At 44.8% G+C, this 18,922-nt stretch carries 17 protein-coding genes, 2 pseudogenes and 1 riboswitch; of the genes and pseudogenes, 9 read left to right on the top strand and 10 right to left on the bottom strand.

Annotated elements, in window-relative coordinates:
- Nucleotides 1-53: 53 nt before the first annotated feature.
- The 5 genes from GGR02_RS05450 to GGR02_RS05430 are packed head-to-tail and all read left to right on the top strand — an operon-like array spanning nt 54 to nt 5,259.
- Entirely contained in the window at nt 54-1,055 is a 1,002-nt protein-coding gene (locus tag GGR02_RS05450; protein ID WP_183183726.1) for an XdhC family protein, read from the top strand.
- Nucleotides 1,052-1,663, top strand: coding sequence for an NTP transferase domain-containing protein (locus GGR02_RS05445; RefSeq protein ID WP_183183725.1), 612 nt, complete (start codon nt 1,052-1,054; stop codon nt 1,661-1,663). The genes GGR02_RS05450 and GGR02_RS05445 overlap by 4 nt, the downstream gene beginning before the upstream one ends.
- Nucleotides 1,660-3,984, top strand: coding sequence for a xanthine dehydrogenase family protein molybdopterin-binding subunit (locus GGR02_RS05440; protein WP_183183724.1), 2,325 nt, complete (start codon nt 1,660-1,662; stop codon nt 3,982-3,984). The genes GGR02_RS05445 and GGR02_RS05440 overlap by 4 nt, the downstream gene beginning before the upstream one ends.
- Nucleotides 3,971-4,807: an FAD binding domain-containing protein gene (locus GGR02_RS05435; protein ID WP_183183723.1), complete on the top strand. Its 837-nt coding sequence runs from the start codon at nt 3,971-3,973 to the stop codon at nt 4,805-4,807. The genes GGR02_RS05440 and GGR02_RS05435 overlap by 14 nt, the downstream gene beginning before the upstream one ends.
- A complete protein-coding gene (locus GGR02_RS05430; RefSeq protein ID WP_183183722.1) occupies nt 4,804-5,259 on the top strand; it encodes a (2Fe-2S)-binding protein in 456 nt (151 codons plus the stop codon). Before GGR02_RS05435 ends, GGR02_RS05430 begins: the two co-directional genes overlap by 4 nt.
- 309 nt (nt 5,260-5,568) lie before the next feature.
- Here the strand turns inward: GGR02_RS05430 and GGR02_RS05425 are convergent, their stop codons facing one another.
- The 9 genes and pseudogenes from GGR02_RS05425 to GGR02_RS05385 all read right to left on the bottom strand — a co-directional run bounded on the left by GGR02_RS05425 (nt 5,569) and on the right by GGR02_RS05385 (nt 14,878).
- Nucleotides 5,569-5,757, bottom strand: coding sequence for a coiled-coil domain-containing protein (locus GGR02_RS05425; protein WP_183183721.1), 189 nt, complete (start codon nt 5,755-5,757; stop codon nt 5,569-5,571).
- Nucleotides 5,735-7,456, bottom strand: a complete 1,722-nt coding sequence (gene thiC, locus GGR02_RS05420) for a phosphomethylpyrimidine synthase ThiC (RefSeq protein WP_183183720.1) — start codon at nt 7,454-7,456, stop codon at nt 5,735-5,737. The genes GGR02_RS05425 and thiC overlap by 23 nt, the downstream gene beginning before the upstream one ends.
- Nucleotides 7,457-7,575: 119 nt before the next feature.
- Nucleotides 7,576-7,690, bottom strand: a riboswitch (TPP riboswitch).
- A gap of 57 nt (nt 7,691-7,747) precedes the next feature.
- The gene (locus GGR02_RS05415; protein ID WP_183183719.1) at nt 7,748-9,001 is read right to left on the bottom strand and encodes a methyl-accepting chemotaxis protein; all 1,254 of its coding nucleotides are present in this window, start codon (nt 8,999-9,001) and stop codon (nt 7,748-7,750) included.
- 335 nt (nt 9,002-9,336) lie between these two features.
- Complete coding sequence (locus tag GGR02_RS05410) at nt 9,337-9,780, bottom strand: DUF2935 domain-containing protein (RefSeq protein WP_183183718.1); 444 nt, start codon at nt 9,778-9,780, stop codon at nt 9,337-9,339.
- A gap of 41 nt (nt 9,781-9,821) precedes the next feature.
- Entirely contained in the window at nt 9,822-10,931 is a 1,110-nt protein-coding gene (locus GGR02_RS05405; protein ID WP_183183825.1) for a nitric oxide synthase oxygenase, read from the bottom strand.
- Between the two features lie 121 nt (nt 10,932-11,052).
- Nucleotides 11,053-12,388: pseudogene (locus tag GGR02_RS05400) on the bottom strand (amino acid permease); the annotation flags it as partial.
- A gap of 324 nt (nt 12,389-12,712) precedes the next feature.
- The gene (locus GGR02_RS05395; RefSeq protein ID WP_183183716.1) at nt 12,713-13,126 is read right to left on the bottom strand and encodes an RDD family protein; all 414 of its coding nucleotides are present in this window, start codon (nt 13,124-13,126) and stop codon (nt 12,713-12,715) included.
- A gap of 72 nt (nt 13,127-13,198) precedes the next feature.
- A complete protein-coding gene (locus tag GGR02_RS05390) occupies nt 13,199-13,507 on the bottom strand; it encodes a DUF962 domain-containing protein (RefSeq protein ID WP_183183715.1) in 309 nt (102 codons plus the stop codon).
- Nucleotides 13,508-13,669: 162 nt separating this feature from the next.
- Nucleotides 13,670-14,878: a S1C family serine protease gene (locus GGR02_RS05385; RefSeq protein ID WP_183183714.1), complete on the bottom strand. Its 1,209-nt coding sequence runs from the start codon at nt 14,876-14,878 to the stop codon at nt 13,670-13,672.
- Between the two features lie 246 nt (nt 14,879-15,124).
- Between GGR02_RS05385 and GGR02_RS05380 the strand changes: the two genes are divergently transcribed.
- The gene (locus GGR02_RS05380) at nt 15,125-15,400 is read left to right on the top strand and encodes a hypothetical protein (protein WP_183183713.1); all 276 of its coding nucleotides are present in this window, start codon (nt 15,125-15,127) and stop codon (nt 15,398-15,400) included.
- A 22-nt stretch (nt 15,401-15,422) separates the two neighbouring features.
- Nucleotides 15,423-17,069, top strand: coding sequence for a CoA-disulfide reductase (cdr, locus tag GGR02_RS05375; protein WP_183183824.1), 1,647 nt, complete (start codon nt 15,423-15,425; stop codon nt 17,067-17,069).
- 55 nt (nt 17,070-17,124) lie between these two features.
- Here the strand turns inward: cdr and GGR02_RS05370 are convergent, their stop codons facing one another.
- Entirely contained in the window at nt 17,125-17,811 is a 687-nt protein-coding gene (locus GGR02_RS05370; RefSeq protein WP_183183712.1) for a hypothetical protein, read from the bottom strand.
- An 80-nt stretch (nt 17,812-17,891) separates the two neighbouring features.
- Here GGR02_RS05370 and GGR02_RS05365 point away from each other — a divergent pair, with 80 nt between their 5' ends.
- Both GGR02_RS05365 and GGR02_RS05360 read left to right on the top strand, forming a co-directional pair.
- Nucleotides 17,892-18,278 (top strand): permease, encoded by a 387-nt coding sequence (locus GGR02_RS05365; protein WP_183183711.1) that lies wholly within the window; start codon nt 17,892-17,894, stop codon nt 18,276-18,278.
- Between the two features lie 226 nt (nt 18,279-18,504).
- Nucleotides 18,505-18,922 (top strand): annotated as a pseudogene (locus GGR02_RS05360) (hypothetical protein); the annotation flags it as partial.

Raw genomic sequence — 18,922 nt, 5'->3', positions numbered from 1 at the left:
ACATATACATATTGCAGAAAAGTCGTTAATACAATACGAATGGAGGGAAAACAATGGAATATCATCTATTGGAAATAGTCGGGCATTGTAGTTGGCATGTGCTAGCGACGATTATTCATGTCGAAGGCTCGTCGTATCAAAAAGAAGGAACATGTATGCTATTTGGGGAAAACGGGGCGCAAATGGGAATATTGAGCGGCGGCTGCCTTGAAGAAGATTTAGCCGCTAAAGCAGACGACGTATGGCGCACGAAAACCGCTACTGTCGTTGTTTATGATTTAACACAAGAAGATGATTTTTCTTGGGGGCAAGTAGGATGCAACGGAACGATTCACGTGTTGTTACAGCCGCTTACCGCATCCTTTCGTGCCCATTTACTCGCCGTGAAAGCATGCCTTGACCGCGGAGAACATGTCGTGTTTGCTAGACCAATTGACAAACTACAAATAAATCGGCCATGGCTTTTTGTCACTGAAAGCGGGCAAGTATTTGGTGAGCTTTCAGGAATTCATGATGAACTGATTAACATTTTACAAACGACCCCATCTTTTTCGATGGCTAACGGCATCTGTACAATTGGCAACCTCCCTATTTATGTACACCATTTTTGGCCAAAGCCTCGTCTTATTTTGTTTGGAGCGAATCCAGATGTGCGTCCACTTGCTTCTTTCGCCCATCAACTCGGGTTTCGTATCATTGTTGTCGATTGGCGACCAGCTTATGCGGATGCACAGTATTTCCCGTTCGCAGAAATAAAGCATGGGTTTCCACGGGAGGTTATCCCAACGCTTTCTATGCATGAGCGAGATTTCGTTGTCGTCATGACCCATCATTTTCAGCGCGATCAAGAAATTTTAGCCTTGCTGCGTGACAAGCCGCTTTATTATCTTGGTGTGTTAAGTTCGAAAGCTCGCACCGCTCGCTTGTTTAGCGGCCATATCCCTTCGACTGTTCGCTCGCCAGCAGGGCTTGCCATTCGCGCGCGCAGTCCAGAGGAAATTGCAATTAGCATCGTCGCTGAAATGATCGAGGCTTTACGAGGAGGAAAAGGATGATCACTGTCGGCATTTATTTAGCCGCTGGAAACAGCAGGCGAATGGAAACGGATAAACGGGCGCTTCCGCTTGCTGACTCTTCCCTCGGCTCATGCGCGTTGCAAGCCGCTCTCTCTTCTTTTCTTTCGACCGTTTTTCTCATCGTACAGCCAAATGATTCGCTCGATTGGGTAGTATCTCCGTTATTACACCACGAAAAAATCACGATTGTTCGTTGTCCTTCAGCTACCCAGTCTTTTTCACTGCGATGCGGCGTTCGTGAAGCCATTCGCCACCAAGCAGAAGCCGCTATCGTCTTACTAGCCGATCAACCATTTGTCCGAAAGGAAACGATTAACGAGCTCATCGCTTGCTTCGCGCAAACGCGCACGGACTATGTAGCGTTTACCAATAACAGCATTCCGTTTCCGCCCATTTTGTTTAACGCGACTGTCTTTCCTTTGCTCCTGAACATTCAAGGCGACGAAGGAGCACGGCAGCTCATTCGCCAAAAACATTGGAACGGAACATTGCTTTATACTGATGACCATCGCCTTTTTTTCGACATTGACACAATGGAAGAGTACAAACAAGCACTTGAGTACTGGGAAAAAGGGGGAATAGGATGATTGGAAAAAGCGTCATTCGAAAAGAAGCGTGGGAAAAAGTAACAGGAAAAGCAAAATATACGCTCGATACGGTTAGTAGTGGAACGTTACATGCAAAGCTTGTCACAAGCCCATACGCCCACGCTCGCATTCGCGACATTCGCACCGAAAAAGCGTACGCTGCCCCCGGAGTACGCGCTATTCTCACAGGTGAAGGGCTGCCATTAACAGGAGAAGATTTGCGCGATCGCCCGCCAATCGCATGGGAAAAAGTTCGCTACCACGGTGAAGTCGTCGCCGTTGTAGTGGCAGATACGCTTATGCAAGCAGAACAAGCAGCGCAGCTTATTTCTATTATCTATGAGCCACTCCGTGTCGTCGGTTCACCGAAAGAAGCGCTAGCAGAAGGAGCACCGCTTCTTCATGAAAACTTAGCAACCTATCAAAAAGGAAAATATACGTACCCCGAACCTGGCACAAACATTGCCCACCGCACGAAAATTCGCAAAGGATCAATGGAAAAAGGATGGGCGGAAAGTGATGTAGTTGTCGAAGCAAGCTTTTCGTTTTCCCCTTCCGACCACGCCGCGATGGAAACGAGATGTGCAACCGCGGAAATTCGAGCAGACGGAACAGTTGTCATCACAGCGTCGACGCAAGCGCCATTTATGATTAAACGGCTCATTGGGGAATATTTCGGAGAAGAAGTGGGCAAAGTGGTCGTTCATACCCCATTCGTTGGCGGAGCGTACGGCGGAAAAGCGCCTGTTCAACTAGAATTGCTCGCTTATCTTGCGGCGAAAGCGGTTGGTGGACGAAAGGTGAGCGTATGGAACACACGTGAACAAGACATGGTCACTTCGCCTGTTCATATCGGCATGGAAGCAACGATTAAGCTAGGGGCAACGAAAGATGGTAAAATAACAGCAGCCGAAATGGTCTTTTTATTTGACGGCGGGGCATATTCTGATAAGGCGATTGATGTGACCCGAGCGGCCGCGGCGGATTGCACTGGTCCATATCACATTAACAACGTATGGTGCGACTCGTTATGCGTCTATACAAACCATCCGTACGCTTCTCCGTTTCGCAGTTTCGGCCATTGTGAGCAAGCATTTGCCATTGAGCGAACGATTGATATGCTAGCGGAAAAATTACAAATGGACAAATTAGCGATTCGCGAACGAAATGCCATTCTCCCTGGCAATACTACTCCGACACAAGTCATGCTCAATAAAAGCAATGTCGGCAACTTGCCTGCTTGTATCGCTCGAGTGCGCGAACTAATCGAATGGGATGAATGGCAACGTATCGAAATCAACTCCCGTCTCGTACGAGCGAAAGGTGTTAGCTGTAGCTGGAAAACGTCTACCATCGACACAGACGCTAGCTCAGGTGCCATCATTACTTTTAACACAGACGGAAGCATAAACCTTATCACTGGCGTTGTCGAAATCGGAACAGGGACAAAAACCGTCTTAGCGCAAATCCTTGCCGAAAAGTTGAAAATGGACATTAACGATATTCATGTCAAAATGGACATCGATACGCAAACGACACCAGAACATTGGAAAACGGTCGCAAGCCGCGGCACGTTTATGGCTGGACGCGCTGTCTTATCCGCGGCGGATGACGCCATTCGCCAGTTAAAAGCCATCGCTGCCTGCATCCTCCGCGTTTCTAGCGAAGATTTAGAAGTCGGTTACGGCAACGTTTTTTTGCGCGACGATCCAAGCGTCTATATACCGATAAAAGAAATCGCCTACGGCTACAAATACCCGAACGGAAATGCCATCGGCGGGCAAATTATTGGGCGCGGCCACTATATTTTACGCCACTTAACCCCGCTTGACAAAGAAACAGGCGCCGGAAAACCTGGGCCAGAATGGACGGTATGTTCGCATGCCGTCGAAGTAGAGTTCGATAAACGTGACTATACGTATCGCATTATAAAAGCCGTTTCGGTTATTGATATTGGAAAAGTGCTAAATGAAAAGGCTGCGCTTGGGCAAGTGATGGGAGCAATGAGCATGGGATTGAGCTTTGCTAGTCGCGAAACGTTTTTCTTCGACCGATATGAGCGCGTGTTAAACGCGCAATTTCGAACGTACCGCCCGCTTCGGTTTGGGGAACATCCAGAGTACATCGCTGATTTCGTCTATACCCCACAAATTGATGCGCCATATGGCTCTCGCGGCGTCGGAGAACACGGACTAATTGGGATGCCTGCTGCCTTAGCGAACGCCTTATCGACGGCCGCCCAAGTTCCACTTAACCAATTGCCGCTCCTTCCAGAGCTGATTTGGCGGACAAAGGAAGGGTGGTTTAATGATTCCGTTTGATGTAGCGTACTATCGCCCGTCTACGATTGAAGAAGCAGTCCAACTGTTTTCCTCCCTCGAAGCCGAAGGAAAGCGCCCTCTTTATTACGGCGGCGGCACCGAATTTATTACGTTAGCACGCCTAGGACGGACGTTTGCCGATGCGGTCATTGACCTTAAATCTCTTCCTGAATGCCGTATCCTTTCTGTCACAGCGCATGAGTTGACGTTCGGCGCAGCCCTTTCACTTTCTACGATTGAAGAAGCAAATTCGTTTCCGCTATTGACAAAAGCCGTACGTGAAATCGCTGACCGAACCGCGCGCAACCAAATTACACTCGGCGGCAATATTTGTGGGCGTATTTTTTACCACGAAGCCGTCCTTCCTTTCTTGCTTGCCGATAGTCGGGTTGTTATCGCTGGGAAAGAAGGAATAAGTGAACAGTCCATTCATGAGGTGTTCGAGCAATATATGCGCCTTTCTCCATCTCAATTTCTCGTGCAAGTAAAAATTGATGCCGTATACAATAAACTGCCATACGTCCATACGAAACGTCGGCAACAAGGAAATACTGGGTATCCGCTCGTGACGGTCGCTGCATTGAAAAAAGACGAGAAGCTTCGCGTCGCCTTCAGCGGTGTCTGTCCGTTTCCGTTTCGCTCATTGGAAGTGGAAGAACGGCTAAACAGAAAGCTACCGCTTGATGTTCGCATCGCTAATGCGATCGAAGCACTTCCATCTCCGGTGTTGGATGATATCGAAGGGTCAGCAAACTACCGTTTGTTTGTACTAAGACATGCGCTTTTGGACGTCATTACTGCGCTGGAAGGGGAATCAGCATGAAATCCGAAGTCATTTTGCATATTAACGGCGAACAACGGTCGACAGTCATTCGTCAAGCAGATACGTTATTGGTCGTGCTTCGCCATTTAGAGCTAACCGGTGCAAAGCCTGGCTGTTTAAACGGTGATTGCGGGGCGTGTACAGTCCTTGTGAACGATACGCCAATAAAATCGTGCATGATGCTAGCGATAGAAACGGTTGGACAGGAGATTACGACGATTGAAGGGCTGCATGACACTGCCATTCAACGCGCTTTCGTCGAACAGTTTGCGTTTCAGTGCGGCTATTGTACGCCAGGATTTGTGATGAATGCTTACGCTTTAACAACACAAAAGCCAGACGCAGACGAGGAAACGATTCGAAAATGGCTGGAGTCCAACATTTGCCGCTGCACAAGCTATCAGGAAATTGAGCAGGCAGTGCGTTCTGTTCTCGTACAAAAGAAGCGGTAGCATGTCCATGGGCAAATTTTGCTCGCCATCTAAACATGGAAGTAGCCGTTTCATTGGTCGGTTATTTCACAGAAAAACATCCATGAGCAGGTGTTCCTCCTCATCCAAGCATGAAAAATAACCGCTCATCGATTTGCTATATAAGTTGAAATTTTGTTTTACATCCAGCTGATTACCTTCCACGTTATACTATATCTGCTTGTATTGAGATGAAAACGGAAATGAAAAATCGGAAATTCTTTATTGCAACTTATATATTTTCACAGAAGAAAGAGGCGCTAGCAAGGCGACCTCTTTCTGTTAAGCAGTTTAGTAGTACATGCTTTCCGTATACCCACATTTCACGCATTTACGCATGATGGGCGTTTCAGAAAAGATATGTTGGCATTTTGCTTGAATGTCTGCGATTTGTTGCTCTAATTGCGCGATTCGTCCTTTTAGTTGGGCGATTTCTTCTTTTAATGCGGCAACGGTTTCATTGGTAAAGGGCTGAGCCATTGTCAACAAACTCCTTCGCTTTTTGTTTCATCCCTTCTTCTTTCACCGCCTTTTGCAGCTCGTGCGAAATTTTCATCGAGCAAAACTTCGGTCCGCACATGGAGCAAAAGTGAGCGATTTTCGCTCCTTCCGCTGGCAACGTTTCGTCATGGTATTCCCGCGCTCGCTCTGGGTCAAGAGAGAGATTAAATTGATCGTGCCAACGGAATTCAAAACGCGCTTTCGACAATGCATCATCGCGCAATTGCGCCCCAGGATGCCCTTTGGCTAAATCGGCGGCATGGGCAGCAATTTTATACGCAATAACCCCTTGTCGTACATCTTCTTTATTCGGCAATCCTAAATGTTCTTTCGGGGTAACGTAACAAAGCATCGATGTCCCAAACCAGCCAATCATTGCTGCTCCGATTGCCGATGTAATATGGTCATACCCTGGGGCAATATCTGTCGTGAGCGGACCTAATGTATAAAACGGTGCCCCTTGGCAAATGTCGATTTGTTTGTCAACATTTTCTTTAATTTTGTGCATTGGCACATGTCCAGGTCCTTCAATCATGACTTGCACATCGTGCTTCCATGCGATTTTCGTTAGTTCTCCAAGCGTTTCTAATTCCGCAAACTGTGCTTCGTCGTTTGCATCAGCAATCGAACCAGGCCGCAAACCGTCCCCTAACGAAACGGCAATGTCATAGGCTTTTAAAATTTCGCAAATTTCTTCAAAATGCGTGTATAGGAAGTTTTCTTGATGATGAGCTAAACACCATTGTGCCATAATCGAGCCACCGCGCGACACGATGCCAGTCGTCCGCTGAACCGTCAACGGAATATAGCGAAGCAAGACGCCAGCATGAATCGTAAAATAATCGACCCCTTGTTCCGCTTGTTCGATGAGTGTATCGCGATAAATTTCCCATGTTAAATCTTCGACAACGCCATTGACTTTTTCTAACGCTTGATAAATTGGCACCGTCCCGACAGGAACTGGCGAGTTGCGAATAATAAATTCTCTCGTTGCATGAATGTTTTTTCCAGTCGATAAATCCATAATCGTATCAGCGCCCCAGCGGACTGCCCAAAGCATTTTTTCAACTTCTTCTTCAATCGACGACGTGACTGCCGAGTTGCCGATGTTCGCATTAATTTTGACATGGAATCGGCTGCCGATAATCATCGGTTCGCTTTCTGGGTGGTTAATATTCGACGGGATAATCGCTCGCCCTGCAGCCACTTCTTGGCGGACGAATTCTGGATCCATTTGCTCACGAAGCGCAACAAATTCCATCTCCGGTGTAATCATTCCTTTTTTGGCGTAATGCATTTGGGTGACGACATGCCCTTTTTTTGCTCGAAGCGGCTTACGGGCAAACGGTGGAACGATTTCTGGCTGTTTTCCGTTGCGAACACCGTTATCTTCCGGTTTTACCGGCCGTCCGTCATATTGTTCGACGTCGCCGCGCTCTAAAATCCAGCGCTTGCGCAATTCTGGCAAGCCTTTATGAATGTCGGGCTGAAACTGTGGATCTGTGTATGGCCCGCTTGTGTCATAGACGCGAACGGGTGCGTTTTCAAACGTGCCAAATTCTGTTTTCGTCGGGCTTAGCGTAATTTCTCGCATCGGCACGCGAATATCTGGGCGCGATCCTTCCACATACACTTTTTTGCTTGCTGGAAACGGCATAGAAGATAAAACGTTTTGCATGCAACTTCCTCCTTTTTTGATTTGATCCGAAGTTACACCAAAACGTATGGACAAATAAAATCGGGCTCTCTTATAAAGAGAACCCGATGGAATGTATAAATAGCGTAAAGTATATAGGATACTCCCACTATCTACTTCCCTACGCTGGTATAACCCAGATCAGGTTCGAAGGGTCAAAGAACTTTCGCGCGTTCTTCTCTCAGTCCAAGCTATTGGACTCCCCTAGTAGATCAAGCATGGATTTATTTTTTCTAAAATTCTAGCATATTTATTCACGCTTGTAAACGTTTTTTATGCTCGGAATCTCTGCATAAGTCGCTGCATATCTTCCGCCATTTTGCGGAGCGAGGCAGCAGAAGAAGCGATTTCCTCCATTGATGCCATTTGCTCTTCCGTAGCTGCGGAGATGTTTGTAGAACCTGCCGATGATTGTTCTACAATGGCAATGATTTGTTCAATCGAGGTGGCTACTTGTTGGGCGCTTGTTGTCATTTGCTGAATGACGGAAGAAACGTGTTCCATTTGTTCATTGACGCCGTTGATGGACTGACGAATTTGTTCAAATGACAAGCCAGCGGTTTGCACAGCATGAAGCCCTTCCGATACTTCGCCAACGACCGTTTCTGTCGAGCGAATCGCTTGTTCTGTTTCTTTCTGAATGTCGCCGATTAGTTGGGTAATTTGCTGAGCAGATTGAGCGGATTGCTCGGCGAGTTTACGCACTTCGTCGGCAACGACAGCAAATCCTTTTCCTTGTTCGCCTGCTCGTGCCGCTTCGATGGCTGCATTTAACGCCAACAAATTCGTTTGCGAAGCAATGCCAGTAATGACTTGCGTAATTTGCCCGATTTCGTTCGAGCGCTCCCCTAATCCTTTTACCACTTGTCCAAGCGTTTGCACATGTGCATGAATAAATTTCATTTGTTCTTCCATTTGCTCAATGGATTGCTTCCCTGTCGTTGCTTTCACTAACGTTTCCCCTGTGTTCGCTGATACACGCTCCGTATTCGCTGCAACATTCGTGAGCGAATGCGAAATTTCATTCATCGACCGAGACGTTTCCTGTACCATTTTTACTTGCTGTTCAGCGTGCACGGCGATATCTTCCATCGTGGTTGCAATTTGTTCCGTTGCTTTTGTCGTTTGTTCGGCAATGTGCGAAAGCTGTTCAGAAAAATGTGCCATCTCATCGGAATGACGTTTCATGTTTCCCATCATTTCGCCCCATGTTTCTGCCATGGTATTCATACAAACAGCAATCGGTTTTAACTCCCGTACACGCTCAAGCGGAACACGAGTTAATAAGTCCCCGTTCGTCATTTTTTGCAAATGTTCGTTAATGACGGCAATTGGTGCGACAAAGCGGCGATAGTTTATCGTTGCGGATAACGTTCCAAGAATAATACCTAGCAATACGGTTGCTGCCATTGTCCACCAAAAAGCAAGACCATCCACTCCGTTTCCAATGCACACCCCTAAGCCAATAAGCGCCGTCCCTGGAATGACGACTAACAGTGTGCGAATAATATAACTCGACAGCGACACGTTTTCCCCCTCCAAATTTTCGGTAAATTAAGAATTTATTTTTTATTATATCATTTCCTTGAAGAAAGGAAAGAGAATTTTTATTATAATATACTGTTAAAAAACGATATAATAAAACATCCAAAGGTCCTATTTTTCTTTTTTGTTTTGTAAATATAGTTTTTAAGAAAAGCGCAAAGCGCCCGCCTATCGGCGAAGATCGCACAAGCCCCACCGAGGAGGCTGTTGCCGCCGCAGTGTGGGGCGGAGCGACTCGAGCCGATGGCGCTTGGAGCTAGACAGCGCCCCACCTAATCGTAAAATTTTATACTTTCTTACCTTAAAATAAAAGATGCCTACCTTGAGTAGGCATCTTGTTTTCTGTACAACAGTGCTTGGGCAATGCCGACAAAGTACTCCGATTCGCGAATAATGTGGTTTAAGACGACGTTCGCGGTTTTATTTTGCCGAACAGCAGCGCTGTCGGTTTTTAGTTGCCGGCATAACTGAATAAATGCTAGACTTTGTTGCAAACAAAATGACACTAAATGCAACACTTGCTGATACAGTTCATTAGATACATACGCCCCCGCACGAACAACGGACTCGATATAGCGAACGATTTGCTGATGGGTAGCTGACAATGCCTCTTCCCATTTTTGCAATGCCTCGACAAACGGTTGTTCTAATCCGGTCACAAGCTCGCGAATGACAACGGTATGCTCTTCTTCTTGATGTTTCCAAAATTCCGCTTCATCTAAAATACGCAACGGCATTTGCTGACCGTAGTAAAATTGCATACGCATCCCCTCCACTTTACTATATGGAGAGAAAGGCCATGTTATTCGTACGGTCGCTTTTGATAAAAGAAGTTCGGCGTTACGGTCGTATTGTCATAGTCTTTATGGAAAATGTGTGTCGTTGCTGGCGAAACAGGCGGAATAAGCCACGTCCAATCGCCGGTGACGTGCCGACCAACTTCCTGTTCTTTTTGCTCGAATCGCTTGAACTGCTGTGCTGCTGTATGGTGGTCGACGATGCTGACGCCTGCTTTTTTGTATGAGTGAAGAACTGCCACATTCAACTCAATTAACGCCTTATCTTTCCAAAGCGTTGCGTTTGTGCTCATATCAAGTCCCATACATGAAGCAATTTTCGGAAGCATGTTATACCGGTAGTCGTCTGCTAAATTACGGGCACCAATTTCCGTCTCCATGTACCAGCCGTTAAACGGAGCAGCCATATAACGAATGCCCCCGATTTCTAGACACATGTCCGAAATAATGGGCACCGCATACCATTTCAGCTGCAAATCTTGAAACCACACAAACTCAGGGTGCTCGATCGGCACTTCTAGTACAAGTTCACGTGGGATGTCAAACCATTTCGGTTGCTTCCCCTTTTGTTGAACGACAAGAGGCAACAAATCAAAATTTGTTCGTTCTCCTTTCCATCCCATCTGTTCGCATGCTTTTGTAAAAGAAATAGAAGACGAGTCACCGATTACCCCAAGTTCTGTTGCATACCCTGCATAGCGGATGAGTTGATGATTCCAAATGCGCACTTCTCCATCTGGCTTAAACACTGTAATTGTCGGGCGAATTTTTCCACCGTTTGTCGCAAACGTTATATGACGAAAGAGCTGTTCAGCTACTTCTTCTTCTGTTTCCACATTCCGCGCATCAAACACATGTAGCGTTTGCCAAAATAAACGACCGATGCAGCGGTTGCTATTGCGCCACGCCATTTTGGCACCGTGTTCCAATTCTTCATATGTATGAGTATACGTACCGGTAAGGGCAATCTCTCGCTCAATCTCCGTAAGACGACGTTCAGTATCGATCCCATTTTTCCCTAGTTCTTGATAACATGTGCGAATAAACGCTTCTGCTTCATTCCATAACGGTTGTTTCTCCAACACACGCCCTCCCTTTTTGTTTTCCCCCACCATTGTACCAAAAAACAGGCCCCTTGTCCGGAAGCCTGTTTTTACCTTCACATTCTCTCCATTTCTACTTTGGAAGTCATTCGTTGTTCGGTTGTTCGGTGTTTTGCGACAAAATGGTAATAAATATAGCAAGCAATCATAAATGGAATGCCGCAATAAAGTGCCATGCGTTGCTCTGGGATAAACGCAAGGCTAACGATAATGAGCACATTTAACGCAAACGCTAAAAGTGGGACGAATGGATAAAGCGGTGTTTTATATTTCAAATCACGCACATTGCCGCCTCGTTTTAAAAACGCTTTTCTCCCTAAATAGTTGGATAATGCGATGGATGCCCATACCGTTACCGCACCAAATCCTGCAATGGAAAGAAGCCATAAGTAGACCGTATCTTCTGCGTAAATGCCGCTTAATAAAGAAAGACAGCCGATGAGCATACTAGCGATGAGCGCGTTGAGCGGTACCCCGTTTTTCGACAACTTGCTGAACACAGGGCTCACCATTCCTTGACGCGACATCGACCAAAGGACGCGGGAAGTAGCGTACAAGCCGGAATTGGCGACAGAAAGAACAGCTGTAATAATTACGAAGTTTACAATGTCAGCTGCATATGGGATGCCGATGCTGTCAAAGACAACAACAAACGGACTCTCTACTAATCCTGCTTTTTCCCACGGGAAAAGCCCTGCCAGCACAAAAATGGCTAATACAAAAAAGAGCAAAATGCGCCAAACCGTATTGTTAATCGCTTTTGGCACCGTTTTTTCTGGATTTTCACTTTCCCCTGCTGCTACACCGACAAGCTCTGTTCCTTGGAAGGAAAAGTTTACCCCAATCATCGTCACTAAAATGGCCGCGATGCCATTCGGGAACAATCCCCCATGGTCTGTAAAGTTAGAAAACATCGGAGCGGGCTTTCCACCTTTCATTTCTAGGAAACCAAACATCGCTGCCCCGCCTAAAATAATAAACGCAATAATCGTTAATACTTTAATGCTCGAAAACCAAAACTCTACTTCGGCAAAACTTCTTGTCGAAAGCGCGTTAATGGAAAATAGTACAACCGCAAAAACGACGCACCAAATCCAAGAAGGAACGTCTGGAAACCACCGTTTCATTAAAATACTGACTGTCAAAAGCTCCAATCCTACTGTCACCGACCAGTTTAGCCATGAAAGCCAGCCGATGACATATCCTGCGGAAGGCGAAATGTATTTGGTTGCATACGTTTGATACGAACCTGCATCCGGCAAGGAAACTGCCAATTCTCCAAGACAAAGCATTGTCAAATACATGACAAGTCCGCCGAACAAGTAAGCAACAAGCGCTCCCCCCGGCCCCGCTTCATGGATTGTGTACCCTGAGCCTAAAAACAATCCTGTTCCGATGACGCCTCCAAGTGCGATCATAAATAAGTGCCTGCTTTTCAACTCCCGTTTTAACCCATGTGATGGTTGCATATACCTTCCTCCCCTTTGTTATCGTTTTTATGTAAGCGCTTTATATTTAATAAAGCCCTTCCCCCTTTTTTATTAATTAAGAATATTTTTAGTTATTCTAATATTAACATTATCCAAGAGAAAAACGCAAAAAGTTTTTTAGTAGAATATTTAAAAACAATGATGAATCTTTATAAATTCGTTTTTATAAATATTTTAAAAAAATTTATATATGAATGAATATGCTTTCTTTAATCTGAAAAAGCATAAAAAATCCGCTCCTCGATGAATAAAAACTCAAAGAGGAGCGGATTTCCTTGCGTAGCACAATAATTGTTGTCGTTTTTACGCCTCCACTTTCGGTTCGGTCGTTACGTATGTTCCAGCGAGAAAGTCGTGAATCGCCCGTTTATCTTCACGAGCCGCAACCATAATGGCACTGACTAAGAAGGCAATTCCTAGCGTAAGCCCATAAATAAGGTAGGCGACAAAGGAGCGCAAAAACATCGCACCAACGCCAAGTTTCTCCCCGTTTACCTTCACAATGCGAATACCGACGATTTTCTTCCCTACTGTATATCCGGACCATACAACCGGAATAAGCCACATATATAGCATGTTCATAAGCGAAGTGAACCAATTTCCATCTGCCTTGCCAGTAATGAAATAACCAATAATACTTAACGGAATACCGATAATAAGACCGTCTAAAAAACTCGCAAGAAATCGTTTCCAAAAGCCCGCTGGTTTTGTCACCAAGCTGTATTCCCCCTTTTCGATATATTACTACTATATGCTTTACAAATACGCCTCATTCGAAGGCAAGCTGCGCTACTCGAGCTCTTTTTCTAATTTTCCAAGCAACATGAGCCGATACATCCGAAAATCTGCTCGAAGCGACCAAAACGGATGGCCGAACGTCGCTGGCTTATTCCCTTCGATGAAAAAGTGGCTAATCCAAGCAAACGAATACGCTACTATCGGAGCGGCTAATATCCACCAAGCGTTCCCCGTCACAAGTGCTATGACAAGAAAAATAAAGACAAAACTAGTCCCAATAAAATGCCAAACTCTCGTTGCTCGCTTGCTGTGTTGCGATAAATAAAACGGCCAAAACTCTTCGTAATTCTTAAACTTCATTTGCCTCCCTCCAATGGTATCGTTTTTATTTTTTAATTCTATATACTAAAAAAAATTCCTTTTTTATCATTTCTATGCACCGATGCCTAAAAAAAATGCGGCCATTCGCCTAAACGATGACCGCGATTTTTTGGTAAACAAGGAATCTTGACCGCATTCTTTTTATTGATCCTTCCGCTCACTTAATTGAAGGGGGATTGTCATGCTTTTGCCGTTACGTAAAATGTGGAGTTGGACGGTTTCGCCAACTTTTGTATTCGTATATAAGTATTTTCTTAATTCGCTGACGTTGTTGATCGTTGTGTCGTTAATCGCTGTAATCACATCCTTCGCTTGCAGCCCTGCTTTGGCAGCTGGCGAAGATGGCTCGACCGCTGTGACAACTACTCCATTCGTTTCATTTTCTGGCAATCCAAGTTGTTCAAAACGAACGTCCGCTGGAATTTCGCTAACGTCTCGCAATCCGACGCCAAGGTACGGACGCTTAATTTTTCCATATTGCATCAATTGCTCAATAATCGGTTTAGCATCTTGAATTGGAATCGCAAATCCTAACCCTTCTACTCCTTCTTGAGCAATTTTTAAACTGTTAATCCCGATAACTTGTCCAGCACTGTTAATTAACGCACCGCCACTATTGCCAGGGTTAATGGCCGCATCGGTTTGAATGACATTCAACTCCCATTCTCCTGCCGATGTCGAAACAGGAATCGTTCGTTTGCCGCTGACAATTCCTTCTGTTACGGTGCGCGACAAATCTAAGCCGAGTGGATTGCCAATCGCTGCAACTGGCTCACCGATACGAAGCGAAGACGAATCACCGAAACTAGCGACTTTTTTCACGTATTTTCCATCGATTTTTAATACGGCTAAGTCCGTTAACGGATCGGCGCCGACAACCGTTGCTGCCACACGTTCTCCTTTACTTAGCGATACTTCTACTTTATTTGCCCCTTCAATGACGTGGTTGTTTGTCACAATATACGCACTGTCCCCTTCTTTTTTAAAAATAACACCCGAGCCAGTCCCTGCCTCTTGTTCTGAAGAAGAGCCAGAGAAAAAGTCCGTTTGTTTTTGAATGTTGACAACCCCAACGACTGCGTCCGCTACTTGATTGATGGCATCAATCATATTGGTTGCGGTGCTGGCCGTTTGTTGAAGCGATAGAGCATTTTCAGTCGTTTCTTGCTTTGTTTCCGTTGAAGCAATTTTCGTTTGTTTCGTTTCTATCGGTAGCACCCCTAAATGCGGTGCAGCATAAAGCGTCACCCCGCTTCCAATCACTGCCCCGATGATAGAAGCAGATAAAACAGAGAAAAACCCTCGCTTTTTCACTGGTGGTGTCGTATATTCATACGGTGTCATGTTCATCACGATTCCTCCTCGTTGTATTTCGTTTTCTAGTTTCAGTGTAAAAAAGAAAAGTGAAAATATGGTGAAAGCAAACCCGTTCTTTTAAACCTCCTTGACAAATCAACAAACAATTGTTAATATACCTTATGGGGTATATAGAAATGGAGGGATGTATTCAACGACATGGAATTATTGCTTACTCTAATTGTTAGTACAATCATATACCAGCTGTATATACGATACGTGCCAGTTTGCGGTGTTTCCATGATTTCAAAGACACAACTATCTAATATAAAACATGTTGCTGTCATTGACTTGCGCGAATATAACGAGGCAACGGCACTCCCTGTTCCAATGGCAATTCTTTTGCCGTTATCGTACATCGAGCGCAATTACCATCAAATTCCTTATAAAGATGTTATTTTGATTACATCTGATGCGATTACGACAAATTTAGGGGTGCGCAAATTGAAGCGGTACGGATTTCAAATAAAGGGAGTATGTTGCTTAGAAATCAAACCAACAATAAAAACAGCATAAATTCTATGGGAGGGGCTACGTGATGAAAAAAATTGTTATCGTCGGCGGAGTGGCAGGGGGAGCTACCGCCGCAGCGCGTTTGCGCCGGTTAAGCGAAAAATACGAAATCGTCATGTTTGAACGCGGAGAATATATTTCTTTCGCCAATTGCGGATTACCGTATTATATCGGGGAAGTCATTACCGACCGCAAAAAATTATTAGTGCAGACAGTCGAAGGCATGTCCAAACGGTTTAAGCTGGATATTCGCAACTTTAGCGAAGTAACTGCGATTCATCGCGACCGAAAAACGGTTTCTGTGAAGCGCGTCTTGACAGGAGAAGAGTACGAAGAAACGTACGATGTACTCATTTTATCCCCTGGCGCAAAGCCAATCGTGCCGCCGATTCCAGGCATTGAAACAGCCGAAGCGCTCTTTACACTTCGCAACGTACCAGATACAGATAAAATTAAAGCATACGTCGATGAACAACAACCAAAACACGCTGTCGTTATCGGCGGTGGATTCATCGGTGTCGAAATGGCAGAAAACTTAGCCGAGCGCGGGGTAAACGTCACGCTCATCGAACGAGCAAATCAAGTAATGCCGCCAATCGACTATGAAATGGCAGCGATTGTGCATACTCACATGAAAGAGCACGGTATTCAACTTATGTTAGAAGATGGGGTGGAATCGTTTGAAAATAACGGTCGCCGCATCGTCTTAACGAGCGGGCAAGTGATTGATACCGATATGATTATTTTAGCGATCGGAGTACAGCCAGAAAGCCAATTAGCAAAAGATGCAGGGCTTGAATTAGGTATCCGCGGGACAATTAAAGTGAATGAGCATTTACAAACGTCCGACCCGAACATTTACGCGATTGGCGATGCGATTGAAGTGAAAAACTACATTCACGGCTTTGAGACATTCGTCCCGCTCGCATGGCCAGCAAACCGGCAAGGTCGCCTTGTCGCTGACCATATTCATGGAATCGACGTGAAATATAACGGCACGCTCGGAACGGCAATTGCGAAAGTGTTTGATTTAACAGTTGCCGTTACAGGAAATAATGAAAAAACGTTAAAACAGCTCGACGTTCCGTACGAAGTCGTACACATTCACCCAATGAGCCATGCAAGCTATTATCCAAACGCCCAACAAATGACGCTAAAGCTCATTTTCGATAAACAAACAGGAAAAATTTACGGGGCACAGGCGGTTGGAAAAGATGGGGTGGACAAACGCATTGACGTCATTGCTACTGCTATTAAAGGCGGGTTAACTGTCCGTGAGTTGCCAGATTTAGAACTTGCTTATGCACCGCCGTTCTCCTCGGCGAAAGACCCGGTAAACATGGCTGGGTACGTGGCATCGAACATCATGGACGGGGTTGAGACAGTACAATGGCACGAGATTGATGACATCGTTGCCAACGGTGGATTCCTCGTCGATGTCCGCACCCCACTAGAAGTAGCACGTGGCGCTATCGATGGGTCTGTCAATATTCCGCTCGACGAACTTCGCGAGCGATTACATGAATTGCCGAGCGACCAACCGATTTATGTTACTTGCCAAGTCGGGCTACGCGGCTATTTAGCCACTCGTATTTTGCAAGAAAACGGATTTGCCGCGAAAAACTTAGATGGCGGATATAAATTATATTCCTTGGTATTTGGCGCGAAATAAAAAGATGTCTTAACCGTAAAAACGGCCTGCTCTTCTTTGTAGAGCAGGTCGTTTTTTAAATCGTCCATTGATCGTGAACGATTCCGACTAAATACCACGTATCTCCTTGTTTTTCAAATACAAGCCGTAAGCTTCGCCAATCCATTCCATTCGCCTGCTTATCAAAACCGGTAAAATGAAACTCGACAAATACGGCGTTCGGGTATACGTCATGAATGTTTTCTAACGTATTTCCTTTTCCGATAACTACGTTGTTTCCGATCATGTGCGGAGAAGCAAAATCGACGTCATACACAAATTTTTGAAAGTAGTCGCGAAACGTCATATCAATCGCCTGTCCGGAACCATCAAACGTACCAAAATGATAAATACGGTCGCTCTCCATTAAAGAAGGAAGTTCGTTCTTCTTAAAAACAACATCGCTGTCAATGTTTACATGACCATATGGACTAAAACGTACTCCTTTTTCTGGATGGACATATGTGGCTACTTTACTCATATCTTTTGCTTGAAGTGCTGCTACAACATCTAGCGCTATATGCAGCACATCCTTGTTCATTTGTTGTTCGGATATTTTTTTCGTCAACTTTTCATTCTCTTGTTTGAGCTGGTGGATGACTTTTTGCTGTTCTTCCACTTTCGTTTTTAACGCATTGATTTGCGCATCATCATTCGTCTTGTTCGTGCAGCCAGAAATAACGGTAACGAGAAAAGTACCGACAAGCAGCCATTTTCGTTTCATTTTTTCTCCCACCTTTTCATTCGTAAACGCTTTCATTTTATGATATAGTGAAAGCAACTCATTGTAAAGGAGCGATGAATATGTTCAACCTTCCACCTAAATTTTCTTCTCGCTGGTATTGGATTACTGGAGGTGTTTTTCTTTTATTATTCATTATGCTTCTACTGTCCCGCTTTATGCTGCATGTAGCGGTAGATGCAAAAAACGTTATCGCTTTTTTAATCGTTTCGTTTCTACTAGCTATGATAGCTGGAGTCGGGGGTTTTTTTGGCGGAACAACTTATTTTACCGTTTCATTTTCTTTTTATGTTATTGCCATTATGTATTTACTCTTTCTTTCATGGACGCGAGCAAACGATGGATGGAGTGATTTAACGAGTATCATTGCTTTTCTTTTTCTTGCAGGGATTGGGATGGTTGCCGGTGTTTTAGCGCAACTAGTTCGTATATTAATAAAGCGACAATGACACATACACAGTACGCCAAGAACGTTATTTTCAAATTTCTGTGAATCATTTATAATATGGGTGGGAAACGATTATCCTCACTTGTTCTGCGCCACAATACCATCCTTTGCCTCAACCACTTACTCTACGCACTCGTTTCCCCATTTTTCAAAGGAAGGAGCGATTCATCACCACACACTTTTCCATGGCTACCATCGTTTACTTTTAGTAGAAGGGAGGGGTTTCCTTGGAAGCGATATTGACACAAATTTTGGACAAGCTTCAAACTATTGAAAGTGAAGTAAGCGACATCAAAACGAACATGGCAACAAAGCAAGAGCTGGAAGAAGTGAAACATAGTTTCACAAAAGAGCTCGAAGACATTAGAGCGAACATGGCAACGAAACAAGAGCTCGAAGAAGTAAAACAAAGCTTCTCAAAGGAACTGGAAGATATTAAAGCTAATATGGCCACGAAACAAGAACTCGAAGAAGTAAAACAAAGCTTCACAAAAGAACTAGAAGATATTAAAGCTAATATGGCCACGAAACAAGAACTGGAAGAAGTGAAGCATAGTTTCACAAAAGAACTGGAAGATATTAAAGCTAATATGGCCACGAAACAAGAACTGGAAGAAGTGAAGCATAGTTTCACAAAAGAGCTCG

This window comes from Anoxybacteroides voinovskiense (genome assembly GCF_014196205.1).
Classification (GTDB): domain Bacteria; phylum Bacillota; class Bacilli; order Bacillales; family Anoxybacillaceae; genus Anoxybacteroides; species Anoxybacteroides voinovskiense.
The sequence above is the reverse complement of the archived record's forward strand: the minus strand, read 5'-3'. Positions and strand labels throughout refer to the sequence as shown.